This is a genomic window from Proteus sp. G2673 (assembly GCF_009915125.1).
GTDB classification, from domain to species: Bacteria; Pseudomonadota; Gammaproteobacteria; order Enterobacterales; family Enterobacteriaceae; genus Proteus; species Proteus penneri.
This window is the reverse complement of sequence record NZ_JAABLT010000024.1, coordinates 282,921-307,962: the sequence shown is the minus strand read 5'-3', so window position 1 is coordinate 307,962 and position 25,042 is coordinate 282,921. Positions and strand designations below refer to the sequence as shown.

At 36.8% G+C, this 25,042-nt stretch carries 20 protein-coding genes; 6 read left to right on the top strand and 14 right to left on the bottom strand.

The features are described 5' to 3' along the window. Nucleotides 1-70 precede the first annotated feature (70 nt). The 3 genes from GWI59_RS16385 to GWI59_RS16375 all read right to left on the bottom strand — a co-directional run bounded on the left by GWI59_RS16385 (nucleotide 71) and on the right by GWI59_RS16375 (nucleotide 3,169). On the bottom strand, nucleotides 71-1,615 hold the full coding sequence (locus GWI59_RS16385; protein ID WP_161671066.1) for a hypothetical protein: 1,545 nt from the start codon (nucleotides 1,613-1,615) through the stop codon (nucleotides 71-73). Nucleotides 1,616-1,839: 224 nt separating this feature from the next. Continuing rightward, nucleotides 1,840-2,472 carry a helix-turn-helix transcriptional regulator gene (locus GWI59_RS16380; RefSeq protein WP_006535016.1) on the bottom strand — a complete coding sequence of 211 codons (633 nt, stop codon included), beginning with the start codon at nucleotides 2,470-2,472 and terminating at the stop codon, nucleotides 1,840-1,842. Nucleotides 2,473-2,536: 64 nt separating this feature from the next. Continuing rightward, on the bottom strand, nucleotides 2,537-3,169 hold the full coding sequence (locus GWI59_RS16375) for a TetR/AcrR family transcriptional regulator (protein ID WP_072063633.1): 633 nt from the start codon (nucleotides 3,167-3,169) through the stop codon (nucleotides 2,537-2,539). A gap of 232 nt (nucleotides 3,170-3,401) precedes the next feature. Here GWI59_RS16375 and GWI59_RS16370 point away from each other — a divergent pair, with 232 nt between their 5' ends. Together GWI59_RS16370 and GWI59_RS16365 are read left to right on the top strand one after the other, a co-directional pair. Next, nucleotides 3,402-4,613 (top strand): Tm-1-like ATP-binding domain-containing protein, encoded by a 1,212-nt coding sequence (locus GWI59_RS16370; protein ID WP_109847863.1) that lies wholly within the window; start codon nucleotides 3,402-3,404, stop codon nucleotides 4,611-4,613. A 16-nt stretch (nucleotides 4,614-4,629) separates the two neighbouring features. Then, nucleotides 4,630-5,457 (top strand): phosphoenolpyruvate hydrolase family protein, encoded by an 828-nt coding sequence (locus GWI59_RS16365; protein WP_072063635.1) that lies wholly within the window; start codon nucleotides 4,630-4,632, stop codon nucleotides 5,455-5,457. Nucleotides 5,458-5,543: 86 nt separating this feature from the next. On the opposite strand, the gene GWI59_RS16360 is transcribed toward GWI59_RS16365, so the two are convergent. Then, the gene (locus GWI59_RS16360) at nucleotides 5,544-6,443 is read right to left on the bottom strand and encodes a diaminopimelate dehydrogenase (protein ID WP_161671067.1); all 900 of its coding nucleotides are present in this window, start codon (nucleotides 6,441-6,443) and stop codon (nucleotides 5,544-5,546) included. 200 nt (nucleotides 6,444-6,643) lie between these two features. Here GWI59_RS16360 and GWI59_RS16355 point away from each other — a divergent pair, with 200 nt between their 5' ends. Continuing rightward, nucleotides 6,644-7,984 carry an MATE family efflux transporter gene (locus tag GWI59_RS16355; RefSeq protein WP_109399270.1) on the top strand — a complete coding sequence of 447 codons (1,341 nt, stop codon included), beginning with the start codon at nucleotides 6,644-6,646 and terminating at the stop codon, nucleotides 7,982-7,984. 188 nt (nucleotides 7,985-8,172) lie between these two features. Here GWI59_RS16355 and GWI59_RS16350 read toward each other — a convergent pair whose 3' ends face one another. After that, a complete protein-coding gene (locus GWI59_RS16350; protein ID WP_161725104.1) occupies nucleotides 8,173-9,444 on the bottom strand; it encodes a hypothetical protein in 1,272 nt (423 codons plus the stop codon). A 437-nt stretch (nucleotides 9,445-9,881) separates the two neighbouring features. On the opposite strand from GWI59_RS16350, the gene pepT reads away from it, so the two are divergent. The 3 genes from pepT (at nucleotide 9,882) to GWI59_RS16335 (ending at nucleotide 14,499) form a co-directional block, all read left to right on the top strand. Next, nucleotides 9,882-11,135 carry a peptidase T gene (pepT, locus tag GWI59_RS16345; RefSeq protein ID WP_109847866.1) on the top strand — a complete coding sequence of 418 codons (1,254 nt, stop codon included), beginning with the start codon at nucleotides 9,882-9,884 and terminating at the stop codon, nucleotides 11,133-11,135. Next, nucleotides 11,132-12,499, top strand: a complete 1,368-nt coding sequence (dcuC, locus tag GWI59_RS16340) for a C4-dicarboxylate transporter DcuC (protein WP_072063640.1) — start codon at nucleotides 11,132-11,134, stop codon at nucleotides 12,497-12,499. The genes pepT and dcuC overlap by 4 nt, the downstream gene beginning before the upstream one ends. Before the next feature lie 677 nt (nucleotides 12,500-13,176). Further along, entirely contained in the window at nucleotides 13,177-14,499 is a 1,323-nt protein-coding gene (locus GWI59_RS16335; protein ID WP_161671069.1) for an L-cysteine desulfidase family protein, read from the top strand. Nucleotides 14,500-14,684: 185 nt separating this feature from the next. Here GWI59_RS16335 and yjiA read toward each other — a convergent pair whose 3' ends face one another. The 9 genes from yjiA to GWI59_RS16290 form a co-directional block, all read right to left on the bottom strand. Further along, nucleotides 14,685-15,665 (bottom strand): GTPase, encoded by a 981-nt coding sequence (gene yjiA, locus GWI59_RS16330; protein WP_109399275.1) that lies wholly within the window; start codon nucleotides 15,663-15,665, stop codon nucleotides 14,685-14,687. Between the two features lie 22 nt (nucleotides 15,666-15,687). Beyond that, nucleotides 15,688-15,894: a YbdD/YjiX family protein gene (locus tag GWI59_RS16325; protein ID WP_004245057.1), complete on the bottom strand. Its 207-nt coding sequence runs from the start codon at nucleotides 15,892-15,894 to the stop codon at nucleotides 15,688-15,690. 60 nt (nucleotides 15,895-15,954) lie between these two features. Further along, entirely contained in the window at nucleotides 15,955-18,105 is a 2,151-nt protein-coding gene (locus GWI59_RS16320) for a carbon starvation CstA family protein (RefSeq protein ID WP_006535035.1), read from the bottom strand. A 337-nt stretch (nucleotides 18,106-18,442) separates the two neighbouring features. Beyond that, a complete protein-coding gene (locus GWI59_RS16315; protein WP_161671070.1) occupies nucleotides 18,443-20,950 on the bottom strand; it encodes an energy transducer TonB family protein in 2,508 nt (835 codons plus the stop codon). 15 nt (nucleotides 20,951-20,965) lie between these two features. Further along, nucleotides 20,966-22,441, bottom strand: a complete 1,476-nt coding sequence (locus GWI59_RS16310; RefSeq protein ID WP_161725102.1) for a DNA-binding protein — start codon at nucleotides 22,439-22,441, stop codon at nucleotides 20,966-20,968. Further along, entirely contained in the window at nucleotides 22,435-23,190 is a 756-nt protein-coding gene (locus GWI59_RS16305) for a PP2C family serine/threonine-protein phosphatase (RefSeq protein ID WP_161725100.1), read from the bottom strand. The genes GWI59_RS16310 and GWI59_RS16305 overlap by 7 nt, the downstream gene beginning before the upstream one ends. After that, nucleotides 23,190-23,858 (bottom strand): vWA domain-containing protein, encoded by a 669-nt coding sequence (locus tag GWI59_RS16300; RefSeq protein WP_196543904.1) that lies wholly within the window; start codon nucleotides 23,856-23,858, stop codon nucleotides 23,190-23,192. The genes GWI59_RS16305 and GWI59_RS16300 overlap by 1 nt, the downstream gene beginning before the upstream one ends. Before the next feature lie 243 nt (nucleotides 23,859-24,101). Beyond that, entirely contained in the window at nucleotides 24,102-24,707 is a 606-nt protein-coding gene (gene recR / locus GWI59_RS16295; protein WP_069368552.1) for a recombination mediator RecR, read from the bottom strand. Beyond that, nucleotides 24,707-25,036, bottom strand: a complete 330-nt coding sequence (locus tag GWI59_RS16290; RefSeq protein ID WP_072063646.1) for a YbaB/EbfC family nucleoid-associated protein — start codon at nucleotides 25,034-25,036, stop codon at nucleotides 24,707-24,709. Before GWI59_RS16290 ends, recR begins: the two co-directional genes overlap by 1 nt. Between the last annotated feature and the right edge of the window lie 6 nt (nucleotides 25,037-25,042).

Genomic DNA, 25,042 nt, shown 5'->3' with positions numbered 1-25,042 from the left:
TATTCGCCTATATAAGTTATATACAAATTAATTATTAACCATGAAAATAAAAAATGATTTAATAAAAAAATCATATATGTTCAAAATAATTTGAAAAGTATTTTCTAAGTACTTCATCTTTCGATTTATCTAAATCATCAATACTTAACCCTAGTCGACTAAAAACTCCTTTTAGTTTGTTTTCTACTACTGTGTTTTGTGTATTAATAGTACCATTACCCCCTTCTTTCACTACACCTTGATTATAGTAATCAGTTGTTACATTTTTTTTATTTTCAAAAGTTTCATAGCTAATTAATAAAACAATAGCATCTTGCGCCCATTTATAATTAATGTTATTACTTGAATTTTTAAATAATCGATAAAAAAGATTATTTCCATTATCATTTTTCTTTATGTTTTCATAAAAACTATTATTGAGAGAATTTATTATTTTCTCCGTTGGCTCCCACATGTTTTTATAAATATCTTTACTTACCATTCTTATTAAGTTGTCTACCTTAGAAAGAGACTCTTCTTCACCAATAAACTTTTCATTTTTTGATAAGTAGTTAAATAACGCTTTTGTTATATTTAAAGACAATTCTTTTTTAGCATCGTTTAAATTACCATCGAAATTTTGATTCATTGCTAATTTATTTTTTTCATTAAAAATAGAATCGAAAATATTATCAACCCCCTCCCCAAGTTTTACATCCTTATCATGAAACTTAACTTTTTCTTTTATTAAATTTTTCAAATCATCAATTGTATTAGAAGAAAACAATTCATCTATATTTGAAATAACAATAAAATTTAATTTACTCACTATATTATCAGGCAAATCATAATAGTTTTCTTGGAATTTATTCTTAGCTAAATCAGCTTTTAATTCATTTTTTATCAATTTAATATCATTAATAAGCTTACATTCCAAAGCCTTTTCTAAAGTTTGATATTTAATCATAACATCTATTTTCTTATGGTTATTTATTTTTTTAGTTATGATCTGATTAACATTATCAGTAAATGTTTTATTTAGATTATTTAATTTATTAGAAAAATCACTAAAAACATCTTTACCATTTAATGCATTATCAAATTTAAATTCACTTAATGCTTTATTTACATCTTTATTTTTAAAATTTATTTTTACAGGTAATAATGATCTATTTATAAATTTAAATGGGGAAATAAAGGAGATTAATAAGTTTTTAAAACTTCTTGTCTTCTCTGTTTTAAAATAAATTTTTTGATTTGTATTTAGCGCTTCTTTTCCTGAGTTAGTAATCCAATTAGGGAGTTTATTTTCTTCTTCAATGGGTTGATCTTCTTTATTATCATTAGCTAATTCTTGCAATTCTTTAGCTAAATCATCAAATTTACTCAAGTTACTCTCTTTAGATACTAATTGGCTCTCCCGAGTCTTATTTAATAAATTGGTACATGCATCTATATATTCAAAAATAGGCAATAAAGGTATATGTTGACCTTTATTATTATAACTATAATTAATTGTTAAATTTGTATTTTTAATAGATTTTAAACTTTTTAAATTAATCCATTTCTTATTGAGTTTAGTCTTTACATTACTGATATTAGCATTAAACTCACTTGTTATTTTAGAAATGTCCATTTTTTAATGCCTCATTTAAGAATAATTATAGATAGTCTATTCCGCTTATTTTTTTAAGTTTATAAAAAATCGCACAATAATAATAAACCAATCACATTCAATAAAAAAAGTATATATAATTTATAATTAAGCATAGAAGTAAAAAAAAGATATCAATAAGTGATATCTTTTTTTAGTTTACTAATTTATATTCCGCTGGAATTTAAAAATAATTTATTTCTTAATCATTCTTTTAAATCGTTATACACCGTAGCTCTTGAAACACCGAGGTATTGTGCGGTAATTTCCATTGCTTTACGCAGTGAAAGATAACCTTCATCCTGTAAACAGAGTAACAACTCGCGCCTTTGATGCGGTTTTAGCGCTCTTGGTGTGACTGAATAAGTCGCAGAAAACTCATCAATACGTTTTTTCAGCGAATCTTCCGTCACTGAACTAAAGGTTTCAATAATGTCATTACCTTCTTCAAGGGTTGCAAATTGGTTAAGCACCATTTGTAATCCTTTGATCATTGAAATATCAATATTCAAGCATAACGCTGCAACATAATTGCCTTGTTTGTCTTTAATACCAATAGAGGTACTTTTTGCGGTTCTACCGTCAGGAAATTGATTCGGGTAATTTGCCACAATCTGAGGAAAGTCCGACGATTCAATACGCGCCATTCCCAATTCTGTTGCTCTATCCCCTACTTTTCGACCTGATAGATTATTTTCAATGACCATAATGGTATTTTCACTATCAGTTAGATCATGAAGTACAACTTCACAAAAAGGCGATAATGTTTTACCAATGCCTTGTGCAATAAATTGTAGTTGTTCTACCAGCCACTCTTGGTCTTCTGTTTTGTGTGACATAACGATCCCTGCAATAGCTAAAACGTAAATGATTTATACAATTTTAACTGATTTATTCAAATAATTAATCGTTATCTGCAGGATAATCAGATTTTGCCTGATTTAGAATAGCTTTTGCCATCCATTGAGTCATATCAATGACCTGTTGATCATCCATTTTCCAGATATCTTTCATTACCAAAAAGACTTCAGACCCGTAAATTAAAGAGAACGATTTAATCACCTTATCCCACATTTCTTGAGGATAGTGTGATTTTAATGGTTCAATAACTTTGAGTAAAATCTCTTTACGATGACCGCGAATAAATCGTTTTTCTGCATATTCACTTGATTGTCTCTCTTTTGCCCATTGTTGTAATGAGACTTGCAATGCACCACGCAATGCACCTTCATGTTTAAACATTTGTGGATAGGCAAGATTGAGCAACTCAGTAATGCGTTGTTGCGTATTATCTTCAGGAGTGGGTGTCCATGCAATGATCGGCGCTAAACTTGCATCAACAGTGGCACTAATTAAATCACTTTGTGTGGGAAAATAACGATATGCAGTTGCCCTCGAAACACCTGCATGTGCGGCTAATTCTGACACTGTCGGTAGCATTCCTTGCTCAAAAAGTCCCAACGCCGTTGTCACCAATAATTGATGGGTTCTTTTTCGTGTACCGGACATTGCATCCGTTTCATCACTGTAACTCATAGAAGATCCTTCGTTATTTCTACACTTTTATGTGCCAAGCTTATCTTAAGCTAAATATTCACAATATTTGACGTTTACTTTAGGTGATTAATCACATCTTATCGACCTCTAATGTACAAAAAACAAAAATAATGAGACAAGAGTCTCAAAACGGTGCTATGATAAATGAAACTCGAGTCTCATTATGATTATAATCTATTCGTCGATAATCATAAAAGGTATGGGAAGGCTTATGAAACAGTATGCTGGTTCTATTTATATTGCCACAACGCTTGATACTAAAAGTGCTGAGATTTTTTATGTCAGTGATTTAATTAAAAAAGCAGGCCTTCCTGTTAAAACCGTTGACTTGACAACCAAACCCACGGCATTAGCAAGAGAAGCTGATGTCACCGCCCTAGAAGTTGCACGCTTTCACCCAAATGGCCCAGAAGCGGTATTTTGTGGCGATAGAGGGAAAGCAATAGAAGCGATGTCAATCGCATTTGAACACTATTTAACCCACTGTGATGATGTCTTAGCCATTCTTGGACTAGGCGGCTCAGGGGGAACGGCACTGATTACACCAGCAATGCAATCTCTGCCAATTGGCGTACCTAAATTGATGGTATCAACGATGGCGTCTGGCGATATTTCAGGCTATATCGGTGCAAGTGATATCTCAATGATGTACTCCGTCACAGATGTATCCGGCTTAAATCGCATTTCTCGTAAAGTTTTAAGAAATGCAGCGAACCAAATCGCCGGCGCTGTTTATTTTTACCAAGAAGAACAAGTTGTTGATAAACCGGCTGTTGCATTAACAATGTTTGGTGTAACGACGCCTTGTGTACAACAGCTTACACAAAAACTCGAAAATAATTATGACTGCCTTGTTTTTCACGCAACAGGAAGTGGCGGCAAAGCCATGGAAAAACTGGCAGATGGTCACTTACTTCATAGCGTGCTCGATCTGACAACAACCGAAGTCTGTGATTACTTGTTTGACGGTGTGCTTGCTTGTGATGAAGACCGTTTTGGTGCAATCGCCCGTACCAAAACCCCTTATATAGGTTCTTGCGGTGCATTAGATATGGTGAATTTTGGTCGCCCGTCTAGTGTTCCTGAGAAATATAGAGGGCGTCAATTTTATCACCACAATGCGCAAGTCACCTTAATGCGTACAACACCAGAGGAAAACCGTCAATTAGGTATTTGGATCGCTGAAAAAATGAATCAGTGTGAAGGACCTTTGCGGTTTGTATTACCACAGGGCGGTTTTTCAGCTCTGGATATTAAAGGGGGTCCTTTTTGGGATCCAAAAGCAAACCAAGCGTTTTTTGATGCATTTATAACAACATTTAAAGAGACAGAGACTCGTCAATTAGTCATCAGTCCTTATCACATAAACTCTGCTGAATTTACTCAGCAAATTTATGATTTACACCAGGAACTTATTTGTTAACCACGGAGAAAGAAGAATGACTCATTCACGTGAAACATTACTAAAAAAATTCAATGAAATGATTGCACGCCACGAACCAATTATTGGCGGTGGTGCAGGTACAGGGCTCTCAGCTAAGTGTGAAGAAGCCGGTGGTATTGACCTTATCGTTATTTATAACTCTGGTCGTTATCGTATGGCTGGCCGTGGTTCTTTAGCGGGTTTATTAGCTTATGGTAACGCTAATGAGATCGTTATGGATATGGCAAAAGAAGTATTACCTGTTGTTAAACATACACCTGTACTTGCTGGCGTTAATGGTACAGATCCTTTCTGTAACTTTGATAAATTCTTAGATGAAGTTAAAGCAACAGGCTTTGCTGGCGTACAGAATTTCCCAACTGTTGGCTTAATTGATGGCAATTTCCGCGCAAATCTAGAAGAAACAGGTATGGGTTATGGGCTTGAAGTAGATATGATCCGCCAAGCTCACGAAAAAGATCTACTAACCACACCTTATGTGTTTAGTCGTGAAGATGCCATTGCAATGACTGAGGCGGGTGCTGATATTATTGTGCCACATATGGGATTAACTACGGGTGGTAATATTGGTGCTGAAACAGCATTAACATTAGCGGACTGTGTTCCTTTAATTAATGACTGGGCCAAAGCGGCAAAAGCTGTACGTTCTGATGTCATTGTGCTTTGTCATGGTGGCCCAATTGCAACGCCAGAAGATGCACAATATATCTTAGATAATTGCCCTGATTGTCACGGCTTCTATGGTGCAAGTTCAATGGAACGTTTACCAACAGAAGTGGCATTAACCGCAACGACCAAAGAATTTAAAAATATTAAACGCTAATTCAAAATCATCAAGTTTGCCTAAGCGTTAACCTATATTGCCCACATTATGTGGGCAATATTTTATGCAGAAAGTACTAATGAAAATTAGACCAATTTTGCAATCAATGTATTTAAATCACCCGCTAAGAAATCAACAGGTGGGATCTCAATAACCGTATATGCACCCGCACGTTGCTTCATACTAGCTCTTGCTGCTGAGACCATAAATTGAGATGTCAATGCAGGATTGTTAATACGCATTGAATATTCAAATAATTGATTATGCGTTTTACCTGAAACACCTTTATGAGTCATATGAACACCATGTCCAACATCTTTTAAGCTATCAACACAATCGACTTGCTTCACATGGGTTTCATCAGAAGAGAAATAGCTATCAGCTTTAATGGCTTGCTCTACTTGATTAAAATTCGCTCCAGCTTCTAATTCCACGTAAACCATACGACGATGAACCCCCGTCCCTAATGGAATAGTCATTGAAAGCGCATCTTTTACGCCATCAATCGTTTTAGCTGCTACACTGTGCCCCATGCTCATACCAGGCCCAAAGTTAGTATAAGTGAGCCCTTTTGGTGCCATGGCTAACATTAACGTACGAATAATAGAATCTGAACCCGGATCCCAGCCGGCTGAAATAACCGCTACACGATCGTGTTTTTTTGCAACGTCATCTAGTTCTGTTTTTAATGACACAATTTCACTGTGAACATCAAAACTATCTACTGTATTAATGCCTAAACTTAGAATAGATTTAGCTAATTCTTTAATTGCACGAGTCGGTGAACATAAGAGAGCAACATCAACATTACCTAATGTTTTAATATCGTTAGTCACGGTAATATTTTGCAGTTCTTCTGGAATATTATTGATATCACGACGAACAACCCCCATTAATTCAAAATCTTGAGCAGCTTGAACTGCTTCTAATGCAAATCGACCAATATTGCCATAGCCAACAATAGCCACTTTTATTTTAGTATTCATTAATTCCCCTGACTTTAACGTTAATCATCACTTAATGATAATAGTGATTAGTTATCAATGAATAAACCATATATATATCTTTTTTGCCAGATAAACATTATTTGCACTATTACCTTATAAATAAACCTTGTAGAATCTCTTATCTTCCTACGCGTTTTATTAATAATATCGATTTCACTCTGTGTTTAAGAAGGTTTTCAATGCATCAGTCTGATGTAGCGGATCGCTCACTTTTTTCCCTTAGTTGGCCAATATTTATAGATATTTTTCTACATCTAGCCACACTATTAATTAATACTTACATGGTAAGCCACGTTTCCACCGCTTACTTAGCCGCCATGGGCGTTGGTAACCAAGTTTTTGATCTTTTTATCACCATTTTTAGCTTTATTAGTGTGGGATGTAGCGTCGTTATTGCCCAATACTTAGGCGCAGGTAAAAAAGAAAAAGCCAGCCAAGCAATTCATATTTCTATCGCTTTTAACGCGTTACTTGGCATTAGTAGTGCTTTAATCATTCTTTTCTTTGGCTACAATATTCTACATATTATGAATACGCCTGAGCATTTAGTGCAAGATGGCTACAACTACCTACATATTATTGGTATTTGCCTTATTCCTGAGGCTATTTCAATTATTCTTGCCGCTTGTCTGAGAGTTTATGGCAAGTCTAAAGCTGCCATGTATGTCACATTGATCGCCAATATTATTACTGTTATTGGTAATATGATTGTGCTTTATGGCTTTTTTGGCTTACCACAATACGGATTAGTCGGCGTTGCTTGGTCAACCGTTGTCGGCCGTATTATTGCTGTTATCTTACTGTGTGGATTACTATTCTACGGTTTGCGTATTAAATTCGAAGCCAAACAACTCGTCGTGTGGTCTAAAAATATGTTAGGGAAAATCCTACATATCGGTTTACCCGCAGCGGGAGAAAACTTGGTTTGGATTTTACATTATATGACTGCATCAGCCTTTATTGGATTAATGGGCGAAGTCCCTCTTGCAGCACAGACTCTCTATTTCCAACTGTCATTATTTTTAATGCTTTTTGGTATTGCGATTAGTATTGGTAATGAAATATTAGTGGGTCACTTAGTTGGTGCTAAACGCTTTGATGATGCTTTTACTAGAGGCTGGAAAAGCTTAAAAACGGGTGTGATATTTACCATCGGAGTCGTGATTGTTTATTGGTTTATGCGTGATCCTATTTTGTATTCCATTACAGAAGATCAACGCATTATTGACCAATTAATTCCTCTATTTATTTTGTCTGTCTTCTTAGAGCCAGGGCGTACTTTTAATATCGTTATGGTAAATGCCTTACGTGCTGCAGGCGATGCTAAATTCCCGCTGATGACAGCAATTTGCTTTATGTGGGGTATTGCGATCCCTGTCGGTTATTTCCTTGGTATTAAGATGGAAATGGGATTAATTGGTATCTGGATTGGTTTCCTTTGTGATGAATGGCTACGTGGATTAACTAACGCATGGCGTTGGCGCTCTCGTAAATGGCAAGCTAAACGTTTGGATATTTAATCTTAAAAAGCCTGATAAATCATTATCAGGCTTTAACAGGAGATCTCTACTTAAACCTTCTCTATCATAGATTGTACTAAATCCTTTTCTCATTTATCTGCCATTTATTATGAACAACACTATACATTTAAAATATTATTTTTATTTAATTTATTATGCGCATCAAAAGCTTTTTTCGGCCTCTCTGCCTATTTTAACTTTTCAACTTCATTTAAAGTATTGTTAGCTGTGACAGTAATTTTGTCTACAACACCATTTTCATGAGTACTTTGTTCTTTTTTAAAATATTGCAAATAAATAATATTATTAATTCTTTTATTTAAATTAAAAAAATAACCTGAGGTTTCCATTTTTTTTAAATAATTCTCTTTATTAAAATAATCTATTTTTTTCTGTTCTTTATATTTATTGTAATCTTCTAAATAATTAGCAACTTTAGCAAGAAATACATACCCATAACTATTCTCCCCATCGGATAACCTATCTAACAATGAAATATTTTTTGTAATTTCAAGCAAGAAAGACTTAAAATCTTCTTTTTCAGAGAGAATTTCATTTTTAATGACATTAGGATTAAATTTATCGCCCATATTTTCACTGGTACTTTTTGGCTTAGTCATTATTAAATAACCGTCATTCATATTATTAGATTTCAAATTAGATGTATTTTCATCACCATCAAGTTCCACATTATTAGATTTATTTTTACTATCTAAATTAGATATATTTTCATCACCATCAAATTCTACATAATCAGATTCATTTTTATTATCTAAATGAGATATATTTTCATAACCATCAAATTCTACATAATCAGATTCATTTTTATTATCTAAATGAGATACATTTTCATAACCACCAAATTTTACATAAGCAGATTCATTTTTATTATCTAAATGAGATACATTTTCATAACCACCAAATTTTACATAAGCAGATTCATTTTTATTATCTAAATTAGATGAATTCAAATGACCATTGAATTCACTCGAAGACTTCATTCTATTATTTACTGATGATTTGAACTGTATATCTGTAATATAATCAATTAGTGATAATTTGCTTTTCAATATACTATCTTGTTTACTTAAATGAATATTATTAATAGCCTTGTCAATTGGAATTAAATCTCCATTTGGAAGTTCAATATTATTCAAAATTTCCCACTTTTCTTTTAAAAGATTTTCTTTATTATTTGTAATATTAGCATCTATTTCTTCATTAATTACATTAGTTTCTTCTTGATTTCGAATGATTAACTGTTTAGATTTTAAAAATGTAGTCTTTTTATCAAATCTAATTTTATTTTCATAACTATTCTGATAAATGAATTCATTTATTGAATTCTTTATTTTAATAGATAATTTAGAAATAGATAATTTTATTTTTTCATTTATAGAGTCTAATTTATTAGTAATAAAACGTGTTTTTTCTCTGACTTCATTGATAATATCCATCATTTTAAAATTTACGTTAAGTTATTTATAAATGATATTTTATCCTCGCTTTTTTTTCCATCTATCACTTTTATTTGATATTTTTTAATAAATGTCCTTAATTTTCAGAAAAGACTCTAATCATTTTAAATAAAATATATTAATTATGATAAAGATATAACTATAGATAAATTGATTTTTTATGATTATCTTTATTAAAAATAGAAACAACAAAGTAACAAAAATACCCCTCCCAATACAAAGCATGATTTTTTTTAATAAATAAAAAACCAAAAATTAAATAATCATCAACATTAAATTTTTATTGTAAAAATAATACTTTTTCTATAATTCCATATTGTTTTTTTTATGGTAAAAGTAGGTGTTGCCCTTTCCAATAAATGAGACAACTAAGCTTTAATAGAGAGAATACAAAAAATCAAACACAATGGAGTCTTGTTATGAATCTCGTTGAACGGTTTATTTCTTATACAAAAGTTAACACCACCACTAATAGGGAAAATGGCGCTGCTGGCATTATGCCTTCGTCAGAAGGTCAGCGAGTGCTTGCACTACAATTGGTTGAAGAGTTAAAAGCGTTAGGTGTTGAAGATATTAAAATTCGAGATACCGCCATTGTTACCGCAACACTTCCTTCAAACCTTGATTATGAAGTTCCAACCGTTGCCTTTTTTGGTCATTTAGACACTAGTGCTGAACAAACTAATGATACTAAAGCACAAATTCTACCTTATAAAGGTGGCGATCTTTGCTTAAATAAAGAACTTGAGATCTTTTTACGTCAGAGTGAATTCCCTGAATTAGAAAACTATATTGGTGACGATATTATCGTAACCGATGGTACTAGCTTATTAGGTGCTGACGATAAAGCCGCTATCGCTTCTATTATGGATATGTTGCAGTACTTTAAACAGCACCCCGAAATTAAACACGGAACAGTTAAAATTGGTTTTGTTCCTGATGAAGAACAAGGTTTACGTGGTGCAAAAGTCTTTGATACTAAAGAATTTGGTGCTGATTTTGCCTATACCTTAGATTGCTGTGGTATTGGTGAATTAGTGTATGAAAACTGGAATGCAGGCGATGTTGAAATCACCTTTACTGGCGCATCTGCTCACCCAATGTCAGCAAAAGGTAAATTAAAAAATTCACTGTTAATGGCGCACAAGTTTGTTGCAATGTTACCGGGTGGTGAAGCGCCTGAATATACCGAAGGCCGTGAAGGTTATTATTGGGTTAAACAGTTAGCCGGTAATAGTGCGCGTACCGTATTAAAAATGGATGTACGTGATTTTACCGAAGCAGGTTATGCGCATCGCATGGCATTTTTAAAACAACTTTCAAATTATTGCGAAGGTTTATGGGGCGAAGGCTCCGTTACTTGTAAACTCGCTGACCGTTATGCCAACGTGTTTAATAGCCTACAAGGTGATAATCGCTACCCTATCGATATCGCTGTAGCGGCTTATGAAGCGAATGGTATTACTCCTCGCCCAATTCCAATGCGTGGTGGTTATGATGGCGCAGCCCTTTCTCAAAATGGCTTACCTTGCCCGAATATATTTACAGGTGCGCATAACTTCCACTCTATTTATGAATATCTGCCAGTTAAATCGCTTTATGCTGCCAGTGATGTCTTAAAATCTGTTGTGAAAATTACTGCTGAACGCTTTGCACCTGGAGTTAAAGCATGATCCAAATTCTTGCGGTCTTAATTGTCGTTGTTATTGTCGCTAGAATGATCTTGAAAGGATATAAAGCCGAGCCTGTTTTATTCGTTGCTGGTTTAGCCTTAATGGCACTAACCATGGTGTTTGGTTGGGGAGATATTCTTCCTAAAAATGTCAAAACAACGGGTATTGGCTGGCTAGATCCTTTTGAAGTCATGCGTGATCTCTTTAGTAGTCGTGCTGCTGATCTGGGTTTAATGATCATGGCATTAATGGGATTTGCGCATTATATGGATCATATTGGCGCCAATGAGGCCGTTGTACGTGTTGCAACTCGCCCATTGAAAAATATGCGTTCACCTTACGTGTTGCTATTCTTCTCTTTTTTACTCGCGAGTATTTTGCAACTTGCTATTCCTTCAGCAACAGGGTTGGCCGTTCTATTAATGGGTACGATGTTCCCAATTATGATAGGACTTGGTTTATCTCCCGCATCTGCTGCGGGTGTGATTGCAACTTCATTAGGCGTTGCTTACACCCCAACGGCAATTGATGCTATTCGTGGTGCAAAGGCAGTTGACTTAGGCGTTGTTGAATATGTGCTTTATTACCAAGGACCTGCGGCGATTGCTACCGTATTCGCGGTTGGTATTACACATATCTTCTGGCAGCGCCATTGTGACCGCAAAGCCGGATTTGTACCTCAATTAGGCAAACTGTCTGAAGAAGTAAAGAGTGATAAAAATGTACCCGGCTTTTATGCCTTACTGCCAATGTTACCTATCATTATGGCAGTAAGTTCATCGAGCCTATTTGTTGAAGGTATTCACCTTGATGTCGTCACAATTGTATTGATTTCAATGGCGATTTGTATGCTGATTGAAACATTACGTTTACGTGATTTTAAGTCAGTATGTGCGGGCTTCCAGCATTTCTTAAAAGGGATGGGTTCTGCATTTAGTAATGTTGTTGGATTATTAGTCGCAGCAGGTGTTTTTGCCCATGGTATTAAAGTCAGTGGTGCAATAGACAGCCTGATCGTTATGGCAGAATCTGTTGGCCTACCACCATTTGCAATGGCATTGGTCTTCGCTATCGTAACATTAGCTGCCGCGATTATTATGGGGTCAGGTAATGCTCCTTTCCTTGCATTCGTTGAACTGATCCCACAAATTGCCCATAGCATGGGTGTAAACCCCATTGCGATGATTTTACCAATGCAACAAGCGTCACATATGGGCCGAGGTATGTCTCCAGTGGCAGGTGTTATTATTGCTGTATCTAGTGGCGCAAAATTACAACCGTTTGATGTTGTAAAAAGGACGGCAATACCGCTTATGGTAGGTTTTGTATTCCACAGTGCTATTATTGCTATCTTCTATTATTGATAAATATACCTGAAGCAATATTGGTTGCTTCAGGTTATTTTCAAATAATAAACATATTAAAAATAGGAAGAGATATTTTATTGTTATTTTTATAAATAAAAAATTAGTTATATTTTATTAAAAATATATTTAATACTCACTTTTAAAATAGAAATAAAACAAATAAGTCAATGAAAATATTAACAAAATAATAAGGTATTATTCTTATACACCAGAAAATAAAACGCCTATTATTTATTTCGTTAAAATGATGACATGATATTAACCCCACTCACTCATTGCCATTTATTTTAACTATTTTGAGTTAGCCCACATTAAGTATGATAATTATACTAGCAATAGAATTGTGTATTCATTCTATTGCCTTTTTATTTTACTTCACCGTTAATGTCTTAAATTATCTTATTCACCTGCATTTTTCATCCCCTCTTATTTATATCTTTGGATACAAACCATCATCTCTTTTGCTGATAAATTACATTAATAAGTCAAAATGATTGCCTTCACTTTGTGTGGAAAAAAATACCAATATAAAAGCCTTAAAGGGTAATATTTTCTAAAATTTTTTATAGTGATAGTAAATTCAGAAAAAACTTTCTCCAATAAATTCAGTATGATGTTGATATTAAAAATAGAATATCTCTTTGAATTCTCACACTGTTTATTGGATGCATGCAATGAAAGAACAATTATCTGCTCGTTGGAAAATATTAATAGCGGCAGTTAAACAACAAGTAAAACCCGCTTTAGGTTGTACAGAACCTATTTCGCTTGCATTAGCAGCTGCAACAGCTGCAAGTTACTTACAACATGCTATTACCCGCATTAGTGCAGAAGTCTCTCCTAATTTAATGAAAAATGGTATGGGCGTAACCGTACCAGGCACGGGTATGGTGGGATTATCTATTGCCGCAAGCTTAGGTGCTGTAGGTGGTGATTGTGAAGCAGGTCTTGAAGTATTAAAGAATGCAACACCAGAACACATTGAGCAAAGTAAAGCACTATTAGCTGCTGGCATTGTAAATGTTTCGATTAAAAAAGCGTGCAAAGAAGTTCTATATAGCGAAGTGACTGTTGAAGATGGCGAAAACAGTGCAACAGTCATTATTGCGGGCAATCACACCAATATCGTTAAAATCATTCATAATGGTAAAGTTGTTCTTGATAACACTTGTGATGGTGCAGAACAATCAGCATCGCCTTGCGAAATAAAAGAAACGTTAACCCAAACCAATACTCAAGAAATTTACCAGTTTGTGACCCAAATACCTGTAGAAGAAATTTCTTTTATTCTTGAGTCAGCGCACTTAAATGATGCATTATCAAAAGAAGGTTTGAACAATACTTATGGTTTACATATTGGGCAAACTTTGCAACGCCAACAACAGCGTGGTTTATTAGCAAAAGATTTATTATCAGAAATCATGATCCGTACATCTGCTGCATCTGATGCACGTATGGGGGGGGCTGTTTTACCCGCAATGAGTAACTCTGGCTCTGGTAACCAAGGGATTGCCGCAACGATGCCGGTTGTCGTAGTTGCTGAATATTTACAAGTTGGCGAAGAAAAAATGGCAAGAGCATTAATGCTTTCTCATTTACTGGCTATCTATATTCACCATAAATTCCCTGCTCTATCTGCATTATGCGCGGCAACAACAGCATCAATGGGCGCGGCTGGGGCAATTGCATGGCTAATGGATGAACGCTATGAATCCATGGCTATGGCAATTAGTAGCATGATTGGTGATATCAGCGGTGTGATCTGTGATGGCGCTTCTAATAGCTGTGCGATGAAAGTCTCAACCGGAGCAAGCGCAGCTTATAAAGCTGTGTTAATGGCGCTAGACAACACCTATGTGACAGGTAATGATGGTATTGTCGCTCATGATGTTGATTCTACAATTGAAAATCTATGTGCACTAGCAAGCCGTGCAATGCAACATACTGATGTTCAAATTATTGAGATCATGGAATATAAAGCCGTTGCTAATGGCTAATTTGAGCATTTAAAAAAACACCCCATAATGTTGGTTATTATGGGGTGAAACATAAGATCCTAGGAACAGGATCCTCCTCAAGTCAGGAGCTTATCAATATTCGTTACTGCTATTTACGACTATACTACGGTTACTTCTACTACTTACTTCGTACTACTCTCTAACACTCACTACAGGGTATTGGGTTAATGTGCATTTTCTTGCGTACTTGGCATTAATGCATCAAAACTAGCTCTTATCTCATCTTCTGGTAATTGAATACCAATAAAGACCAATGTGCTTTGACGAGTTTCATCTTCATGCCACGGTCTATCCCAATCCGCACTATAAAGGCGTTGTACACCTTGGAATAACAAGCGATTAGGTTGATCTTTAATATTTAATATCCCTTTATAACGTAAAAGATTATCAGCAAAGCTTAATAATAATTTTTCCATTACGTCTGAAACTTCTTGTAACTCAACGGGATAGTCAAAAGTTAACACAATCGAATTGATATCATCTTGCTTTTCTGCCTGATAACGAAACAGGGGCTGTTTTACATCAAGATTATCGTTCAACATAAAACCCTTTACGTTAAACAGGAGTCCTAAATCAACTTGTCCATGAATAACGGTATGTACAGGTGCTCTGGCATTAATACGTCTTAATCGTGCCATTAATTCAGGAGAGGCTGGAGTGATATCTGTTTTTGTTAACAGAATCCGGTCAGCATAACCAATTTGTGATTGTGCAATCGTAAATTGATCCAGTTGTTGCTGAGCATGAACATTATCAACAAGTGTGATAATGCCATCTAATAAGTAGCGCTGGCAGATGATCTCATGAGAAAAGAAAGTTTGGCTAATAGGACCAGGATCAGCCATGCCAGTACATTCAATAACTAATCTATCAAACTCAATTTCACCGCGATCTAGACTGTCACATAAGTCTAATAGCGTGTTTTCTAATTCATTCGATTTACTACAACAAATACAACCATTGGTCAGTGTTTTAATTTGAGTGGCTCTATCACCAATGATTTCATCATCGATAGGTACTTCACCAAATTCATTTTCAATAACGGCAATTTTATATCCATGCTCTTCATTAAGCATATGGCGTAAAAGTGTTGTTTTACCTGAACCTAAAAAACCGGTCAGTATTGTCACTGCAATAGGTTCCATCATTTATCTCCTTTACGGATCATTAGCAACAGCGAAAACCGCCTTTACCATCACCACCGCCATAACGGGCTTCCTGACGTTCACGGAAAAACTCGTTATAGGTCATAACAGGCTTATCTGGATGGTTATCTTTCATATGCTGCACATAATTATCGTAATCAGGAATACCTATTAGCATACGTGCTGCTTGTCCTAGATATTTACCAGCTTGCCCTAAATTACCAAACATAAGTTTCTCCTAAGCCCCGCACTAGTAAGCCAGCGCGGGGGTTTAACCTATTTACCTAAATTAGTGACCTGAGGACACTTTTACATCTTTTGGCATAGGAACATACGGTGTTTCTTGTGCTGTTTCTTCTGGATTTTTACGCGCTTTCATTGCGGTACGGAAACCGTAGAAAATGATGCTGTAAACAACTAACAAGAATAGAATACTTAAACCAGCATTGGTGTAGTTATTAATTACAATATGATTCATATTGTTAATTTCAACCGCAGTTAAGTCCGCACCACCCGCTAAGATCTTAGCTTTGTATTCATTTGCTAAGTAGAAGAAACCTTCCATTTGTGGATCATCGCTGAAGAGTTTCAGACCTAATGCCCATGTTGTACAAATTAATAACCATACTGCCGGAACAACTGTCACCCAAATATATTTAGTACGTTTCATCTTAATTAAGATAACAGTACCTAATACCAGAGCAACCGCCGCTAACATTTGGTTTGAAATACCAAACAGTGGCCACAAGCTCTTAACGCCGCCTAATGGGTCAACAACACCTTGGTATAACAGATATCCCCATAAGCCGACACAACCCGCTGTACCAATCACACCCGGAATGAACGAGTTTGTTTTCTTCAAGTAAGGAATAAAGTTACCTAATAAGTCTTGAAGCATGAAGCGACCAGAACGTGTACCTGCGTCTAATGCGGTTAAAATAAAGAGCGCTTCAAACAAGATCCCAAAGTGATACCAGAAGCCCATATCCGCAGCAGGAATGATTTTATGGAACACCATCGCGATACCAACCGCTAAGGTAGGCGCACCACCAGCACGGTTTAATACGGAAGGTTCACCAATATCTTTCGCTGTTTGTAAGATTTCTTCTGGAGAGATAACAAAGCCCCATGAACTGACTGTTGCAGCTGCATGTACGGTAACTTCTTTTAACTGCCCCATGATAACAGCTGTATTTTCACCACCTAATTCATGTAGATTCGGCATTGTAATGCCTAAACCTGATGGTGGGGTATTCATAGCAAAATACAGGCCTGGTTCAATGATAGATGCAGCGACTAGCGCCATGATCGCAACGAATGATTCCATTAACATTGCACCATAACCAATAAAACGCGCATCCATTTCATTTGCGATAAGCTTAGGTGTTGTACCTGAAGCAATCAGGGCGTGGAAACCAGAAACGGCACCACAAGCGATAGTGATAAATAAGAATGGGAATAAAGCCCCTTTCCATAATGGTCCAGTACCATCGATGTATTGAGTAACTGCTGGCATTTTCAGTTCAGGGTTTAAAATCACAATACCTACAGCTAAACCAACGATAACACCAATTTTCAGGAAAGTTGCTAAATAGTCACGTGGTGCAAGAATTAACCATACTGGTAATAATGCAGACACGAAAGCATAACCAATAAGACCAAAAGTAATTGTTGTATCTTTAAAGGTTAACGCTGGGCCCCAGAATGGGTCGTGAGCAATAACACCACCAAACCAAATCGCTGCGATCAGTAAGACAATACCAATAACAGATACTTCACCGACACGACCTGGACGGATATAACGCATGTAGATACCCATAAACAGGGCAATAGGTACTGTTGAACAAACAGTAAATACACCCCATGGGCTTTCTGCTAATGCCTTAACAACGATAAGTGCAAGCACAGCAAGAATGATGATCATGATAAGGAAACAGCCGAATAAAGCGATAGTACCCGGAACTGGACCCATCTCTTTCTTTATCATCTCACCAAGTGAGTTACCATTACGGCGCGTTGAAATAAACAACACCATAAAGTCTTGTACTGCACCAGCAAGCACAACCCCAGCTAATAGCCAAAGTGTACCCGGTAAGTACCCCATTTGAGCAGCAAGAACGGGTCCAACTAAAGGACCCGCACCTGCGATAGCAGCAAAGTGGTGACCAAATAAAACATAACGGTTAGTTGGAACGTAGTTCAAACCGTCATTGTTAACAACAGAAGGTGTAGCTCGAGTTGGATCTAACTTCATCACTTTTTGAGCGATGTAAAGACTATAGTAACGATAAGCAACTAAGTAGACAGCAACAGAAGCAACAACTATCCATAGTGCACTGACGTGTTCACCACGGCGAAGTGCAACCACTGAAAGACAAAAAGCACCGATAATCCCGAGGATCACCCAAGGTACGTGCTTTAAAAATGCATTTTTGTTCATGAGACACCTTTTTTTCAGGCAAGACCGAACAGCCAAAGAGTAATGCGGGACAGCAGAAAATTATTTGAGCGAATCTAAAAGATAACTACCCGCAGCGACATAATAAGAATTCTTACATTGGAATGATGTGATTAAATCTCTTAGCGGTTGTATAAAGAATTAAGCGGTCTGTTTTCTGAGTTAAGTGGTTCTACTATTTTTAAATGGTGATTTTTTTGTGATCAAGATAACAAATTTATGACTTTCAATAAGTTAGAAAATCACTAAAAAGAAGAAAACCCCCTTTTCACCAACAAAAAAGGAGGTTTTTTATAACAATTATTTAATTAAATGGTAATTATTGGCTAAATTGAACTGATATCAAAAGCACACTACCTTTTCGAACTGGTGAACCATTAAAACGCCATTGATATGCAGCATCAATAACAGCATTATCTATGCTCATGTCACCACTGCCAGATTTCAATAAAACCACGGTAGGAACACCTTGAGGATCAACATCAAGTTGTAAGATCATATCCCCTGTTTTAGGTGCTGTGCTAGGTGCCTTCACTTTCGGTAATACCTGATCACCGCCATTGATATTGGCTGATGAGAAATCAATACTAAATGTTCGATTTGATTGCTCAATTTTATCGGTATTCAATGGTAAGCGAACAACTTTGCTATTCGGATCTGATGCGGGTATTGCACGTTGAGCTAATTGAATCTGAGTTAAATCAACACTGAGATAATCATCTTCAGGCTTAATTTCGATATCTTCAGGTAAATAACGCATATCCATTCTTGCGCGCAAGGTCTGATAACGCTCTAAACGCACGCCTTCAAGTGTATCCATCACCATACGCATTTCTAACAGTTGCATAAGAGAACCAATACTTTCTGTTGACTTCTGCTGTGAGGCTTTAGCAAATGCACCCGCTGCAATTTCAGGATCTTCATCGAGCCATGTTATTCCCCAACCTAACCAGACATCTTCACGATCAGGATCTAATGCAATAGCCTGTTCAAAATGTGTACGTGCATTAAGTAATAAGGTTTGCCAATATCTTTTTTCTTGAGGATAAATATTAGGCGATCTTGCTAAATTATTTGTTCCTATGTTGTAATATTGCAATTCAAAACGCGCCACTGTTCTCACAATATCGGCATTATCTTGATGAAGAGCGAGCTTTTCATTTAAAAAGCGAATACTGTTATCCCAATTTTCATGATTATTCTCGCTATTAGGCAATGCCTGCAACTCTTTTAAGATTGCTTGTAGCGCAGCTCGCTTTTCTTGCTGCTTTTGCGATAGTCTAGGGTAATAAGAAGCATAAGGATCATAGCTAGAGCGAGTTAGTTCTCTTTCATCGTCTAATTCTGGCGCTTGTTTTTTCAATTCTGAATAAATATTTTCGCTAAGTGTTATCCCTTTTGCTTCTTGTCTTGCGTAAGCTTTAACCAGTTTGATCAATGTTGATTGCAACTTAACAGCATACTCTTTCCAACCAAGGCGAGTGCTTTCAAAACGCACTGTTACACGTTGGCGATATCCGTCTTTATTTGGCATAAAACGCCAATGACGAGCTGCGCTCACGGCTTGATCATCAAAAGCATCAACACCACTACTGTTTTGCACCCAAAGCCCTGAAATACGCCCTTGAGGATCGACATCAATGGATAAAATAACCTCTGCACGAGGGATATATCTTCTAATTGTCGGATAACGGATCTCAGTTAAGTTTTTTACTTCATTAGGTGATTCAACTATCACTTCTCCGGGATACTGTTTTTCCATCATTGATTGCATTTCAAGATAAGTGGTTAAATCACTATTTATTGCGTTACTCACTGGTAATCGTTGATTTGCCAACGTTGTGACATCTTCAGGAGGAGAGCTATTTTGTCGATAATAACGATCTTCAATAACACGCGCTTGTAATATCTGATAAATCTGACGCTGATTTTCAGTAAGCTCTGAAATTGCTTTTTTCAATAATTGTTGTGCTGAAACATCATGACGAGCTTGTTTAGCCTGTGTCAGTGTATCCGCTACCATTAACGCTAACATCGCTTTTTCAACTTGAGCATCGGGAGAACGATGAGCAATATAAGTCAGTGCTAAAACTTGCCATGCTTCAGGTGATAAGGGTGCAACAGCAATAACATTAATACCTGATTGCGTTAATTGAGCATCATGACTACTTGAAAGGGAAGCTAACGCCTGAGCAACCATAATCTCAGGTTGATTTAATAGCCAGTCGCCATAAAAATTGAGTGTTTTTAAAGCGTCCGTACGTTCTGGTGTGCCTTTTGCATGAACTAAATAAGCGTCTTTCGCTTTTGTCGCAGCAACCACATCATCACTAAAATAATCTAATCCTGGTAAAGCTATTCGTGTTTTTTCAATCGCGCTAAGCGATGCCAATGCTTTAGCTTGATTAGACCGAATAACTTTACGAATATCATCTTCACTATTAACAACAAAATAATGATAATTTTGCCATTCTGACTGCTCAATATTTTGTAAAACAAAACGACGACGATCTTCTAATTCATTCTTTGGGATCACCGAAAATGACACACCCAGCGCCATTAAAAGCACGAGTCCCCCACCGAATAAATAGTAAATATTTTTAGCTCTCCACGATTGCAATAACATTACAATCGTCATAATAAGAGAACCTAGCCACAATCCCAGTAAGAAATTACGTTCATCAAAGCGAACCGATGAGGGGAGAATTTGACTATTAAAACCATCAATTAAGCTAAAAGTGGAAACCAAGAAGGCTGGCAACCAAAAAGGGAACAGTAATGTTATAACGCCAATAATAATCAGGATCAGCTTTATTCTTTTTTTCATGTTATTTTCCCTAAACTATGGCTTTCTTTTCAAAATATGCATTGAAGGGAAAACAAAAATAACTAACAAAATAATGGCTGAAACCATTAAAAACATCACACTCAACATCGTTATGAGTATTTGTTCAATATAATCCGCTTTGATTAAATCAGCGACCCAACTAGAGCCTAAACTACCGCTGGCTCCTTGTGGAATAAAGTTCATCAGTAATAAACCCAAAACTACTGGGACTGTCATAGCAATAGCGGTATGTAAAATAACCTTAGGTACTTTGCTTATAGCTTGTTTTATAGCAATAAAAATGGCAGGAGGTTGCATCGGTTTAGACGGAGCTGTACGTATTGTCGCTTGTCTAGCAATAGTATTTTGTACTCTTGTTTGGCGTACCTGTTCTTGTTGCGTTTGATTTTGTTTTTGAGTTGTTGCAACTTGCTGTAACTGAGCTTGCCTTGCACATGCTGCACAGGCTTTACCCGCAAAATGCTGGTGGTTTTTATCTTTCTGGCAAACCAACATTTGCTGTTTTTCAGGTTGTGCGTATTCATACAGTGCCGTAGCCCATGTTTTAGCACTGGGTCTTAATGAAGGGGCTCCTGAAAATGCTTTATCAAAGAGTGTTCTTAATGTATCAGGTAATTGTTTATGCCCACTCGCTACACTGGGTGAAATTAAATTATGTGCTTTTATGCCATAACCATAAAAGCGCCCAGCAATACGTCTTGGAATATCCGTAGGTACAGTGTCATTTTTAGGGCGACCACTAAAAGGGTGGATACCAAAATTAAGCAACTGAAAAATAATTACAGCTAAAGCAAATCGATCTTGCCACTCTTCTTCTGCTTCTGGAATAGTTTGCTTGGCTTGAAATTCTGGCGCTAAATATTCAACGGTAAATTGCCCTGCAGGATAACGTGTATTTTCTCCTTGTATACTAAATCCATCACAATCGAGAAGAGACATATACAAGCTTGATTTATAAAACCGCAAATTCAACGGTTTCATATCAATAATACGATGCCCTTGCTGATGTAAAGCGTCAATCAATGAGCAAAGGTTATATGCGAGACTGACTTTCGCACCCATCCCAGTAGGTAAACCATGAGCTTTGGCTTGGCGTTCTTGAAGAATGTATTCCAACTCAATCGTATTTTTGACATCAAGTTCCGGCATCACAAAGCCAACAAATTGCTTTTGGCTATTATATAAACGTGCTTGAGGCCATGCGAGTTGGATAATAGGCGTACCGTTAACAGAAACAGGCTTTAATGCAGGTTCTAACTTCTGCATTGCCGTGATCTTTTTCAGATAATAGGCTTTATCAATTTTGTCATGATAAACTTTTGAGACTTGAGAAGGGACATTATTAATGTGGCTAACGCTACCTGCACCACCGCTTTTTATCAAATCACCTATTTGATAAATCTTACCGTTTTCATCTTGTAATTGCCTAGCTACTGACTGAGCTATCCCTTTCTTTCTTGCTTTTACCACAACTCTTCATCCCTGATGCAAATAACTAAGGTTTTGTCATCGCCTGTGATTGAATGCGTTCGAGGATCAGCTAAAGTCCCTGCTAATGCCTCACTTCCGCTATCTTCTGAAACTGTTTTTAAATAACGGATCACAGGGGTGACAAACGGTTCATAAAGTGCATCACACGCTTTATTCATGGCAAAAGGCTGTACACCATCAGACATCAAAATAACTTGTTTTACTGGTTTATTTAGAGGAATTACGCGTAAATGCGCATCCCAATTTTCTGACGTCACAAACCAAGTTTGATTTGCATATTCCCCATTTTCAGGCTGTGATACATAACTTGTACCATCGCAGTATTCCACTACAGCAATGCCATCACCTAAATGGAATAAATAACCACCATCATCACCAACCCAACATGCAACCAGTGTTGATGCATATTCATTAAGCGCACACTGTTTTATTTCTGCATATTCAGCCAATTGCAGTCGAATATCTTCAATAAGCTGTTTAGCCCCTTGTGTTATCTGTTTTTCGGTTAACAAATCAATGTTTGGCCACTCTGTAATGCGTAGCGTAAATAACCGAGCGACAAGCTGAGCGCCTTGTTCACTATAACGAGAGGAGCCTGCACCATCACAAACAGCGGCGATAAGATATTCACCTTTACGGCGAATAAAATAAGCATCTTGACAGGGAATTTGACGTTCTTGATGGGCAATTCCTGTCACCGATGCCCCATATGCTAACCAATCGTTCATCAAACAGGTACACTCGCCCAAGAATCCGTAGAAGGTAATTGTGCCGTGCCGCCCGGTGTTGATTGAGACACCACTTGCATGCTGGCGCTTAGCCACAAGAACAACTCTTTAAATTGTAACCCTTTAAGCATTTTCACCCCATTAACACCATTACGGCTAAAACTGCCCATTACCTCTGCTGATGCACCATCAACCATGATAGGAAATACTGCTGTTTTTTGGCTTTCTTCTGCTTGACGACAAAGCTGTGCAGCCTGTTCCCATTGATCGGTTGGTACACCATCAGACATTAAGAATAGCCAAGGACGAGTATAAGCAACACCGGCTTGTTTAAAACGCTGTTTTTCCGCTTCTATTTCTTCAAGTGCCAGCGTGATAGCTTGCCCCATCGGCGTTGTGCCATTTGCCTCTAAAACAGGCGCCGTAAAATCCATAGCATCTTTCCAATCACCATGAATAGTGCATTGGTCATATCCGCCATACTCAATCACTAAAATACGCACACGCTTTGCAGCAATAACGTCATTTTTTAGTTCTTGTTCAAGTAACTTAAGACCTTCATTTAGTTGTTGGATAGGCTGCCCATACATACTACCAGAGCTATCTAGCACTAAGATAAGAGGGGTTCTTTGTTCACTATTATCAACCAAGGCTACGTCAGGGATCATAAGATGCTCCATCATTCAGTTATTATTTTTCATGATAATGGTTAATGTAACATAAAGACGCAAAATTCATCAGAAAGAAAAAAGCAATAAAGTGAAGATAAAAGATATTTCTTAAAAAAAACCGTCTTACAGCTTAATGGACTAATTTTTAGTTAAAACGGCACTTTTTTTCGAAGTTTAAGATAAAAAAAGCACCTCATACATTAAGTAAAGAGGTGCTTTTTTAATAAACTATTTATGATGTTAATAGTGGATTTTTTGGCGTCCAGCAATAGAGTGTGAAAGCGTTGTACCGTCGACCATTTCAAGCTCACCTCCCACAGGAACCCCATGGGCAATTCGGCTGGCAGCAATATCATACTGAGCACAAATTTCAGCAATGTAATTGGCTGTTGCTTCACCTTCAACAGTCGGATTTGTCGCCAAGATCACTTCTGAAATAGTTTCTTGGCTTAAGCGCTCTTCCAGTCTATCTAAACCAATATCCATAGGCCCAATACCATCTAAAGGAGATAAATGCCCCATTAAAACAAAGTATCGACCCGCAAACTGCCCTGTCTGCTCGATAGCATGAATATCCGCAGGACTTTCGACAACACAAATTTGCCCATTTTGCTGACGGCGAACATTGGCACAGATGGTACAACGCTCTTCTTCAGTAAAAGTTCGGCAATCACAGCAATGACCAATTTCAGACATTGCGCGTGTGAGAGCTTGTGCAAGTCGCATACCACCGCTTCTATCGCGTTGAAGTAGTTGGAAAGCCATTCGTTGCGCTGATTTAGGCCCGACACCGGGTAAACAACGCAACGCTTCCATTAATGATTCAAGAAGTGGGCTGGTTTGCATTAGAATGGCATCTTAAAGCCTGGTGGCAATTGCATACCGTTAGAAACAGAAGCCATTTTTTCTTTTTGTGTTTCATCAATACGACGTGCAGCATCATTAAAGGCAGCAGCAATCAAATCTTCTAGCATCTCTTTGTCATCTTCTAGCAGGCTAGGATCGATTTCAACACGACGGCAATTATGAGCACCATTGATAGTGATCTTAACTAAGCCAGCGCCAGATTCACCTGTCACTTCTAAGTTTGCGATCTCTTCTTGCATTTGTTGCATTTTTTCTTGCATTTGTTGGGCTTGCTTCATCAGATTACCCAAACCACCTTTTCCGAACATAATTGT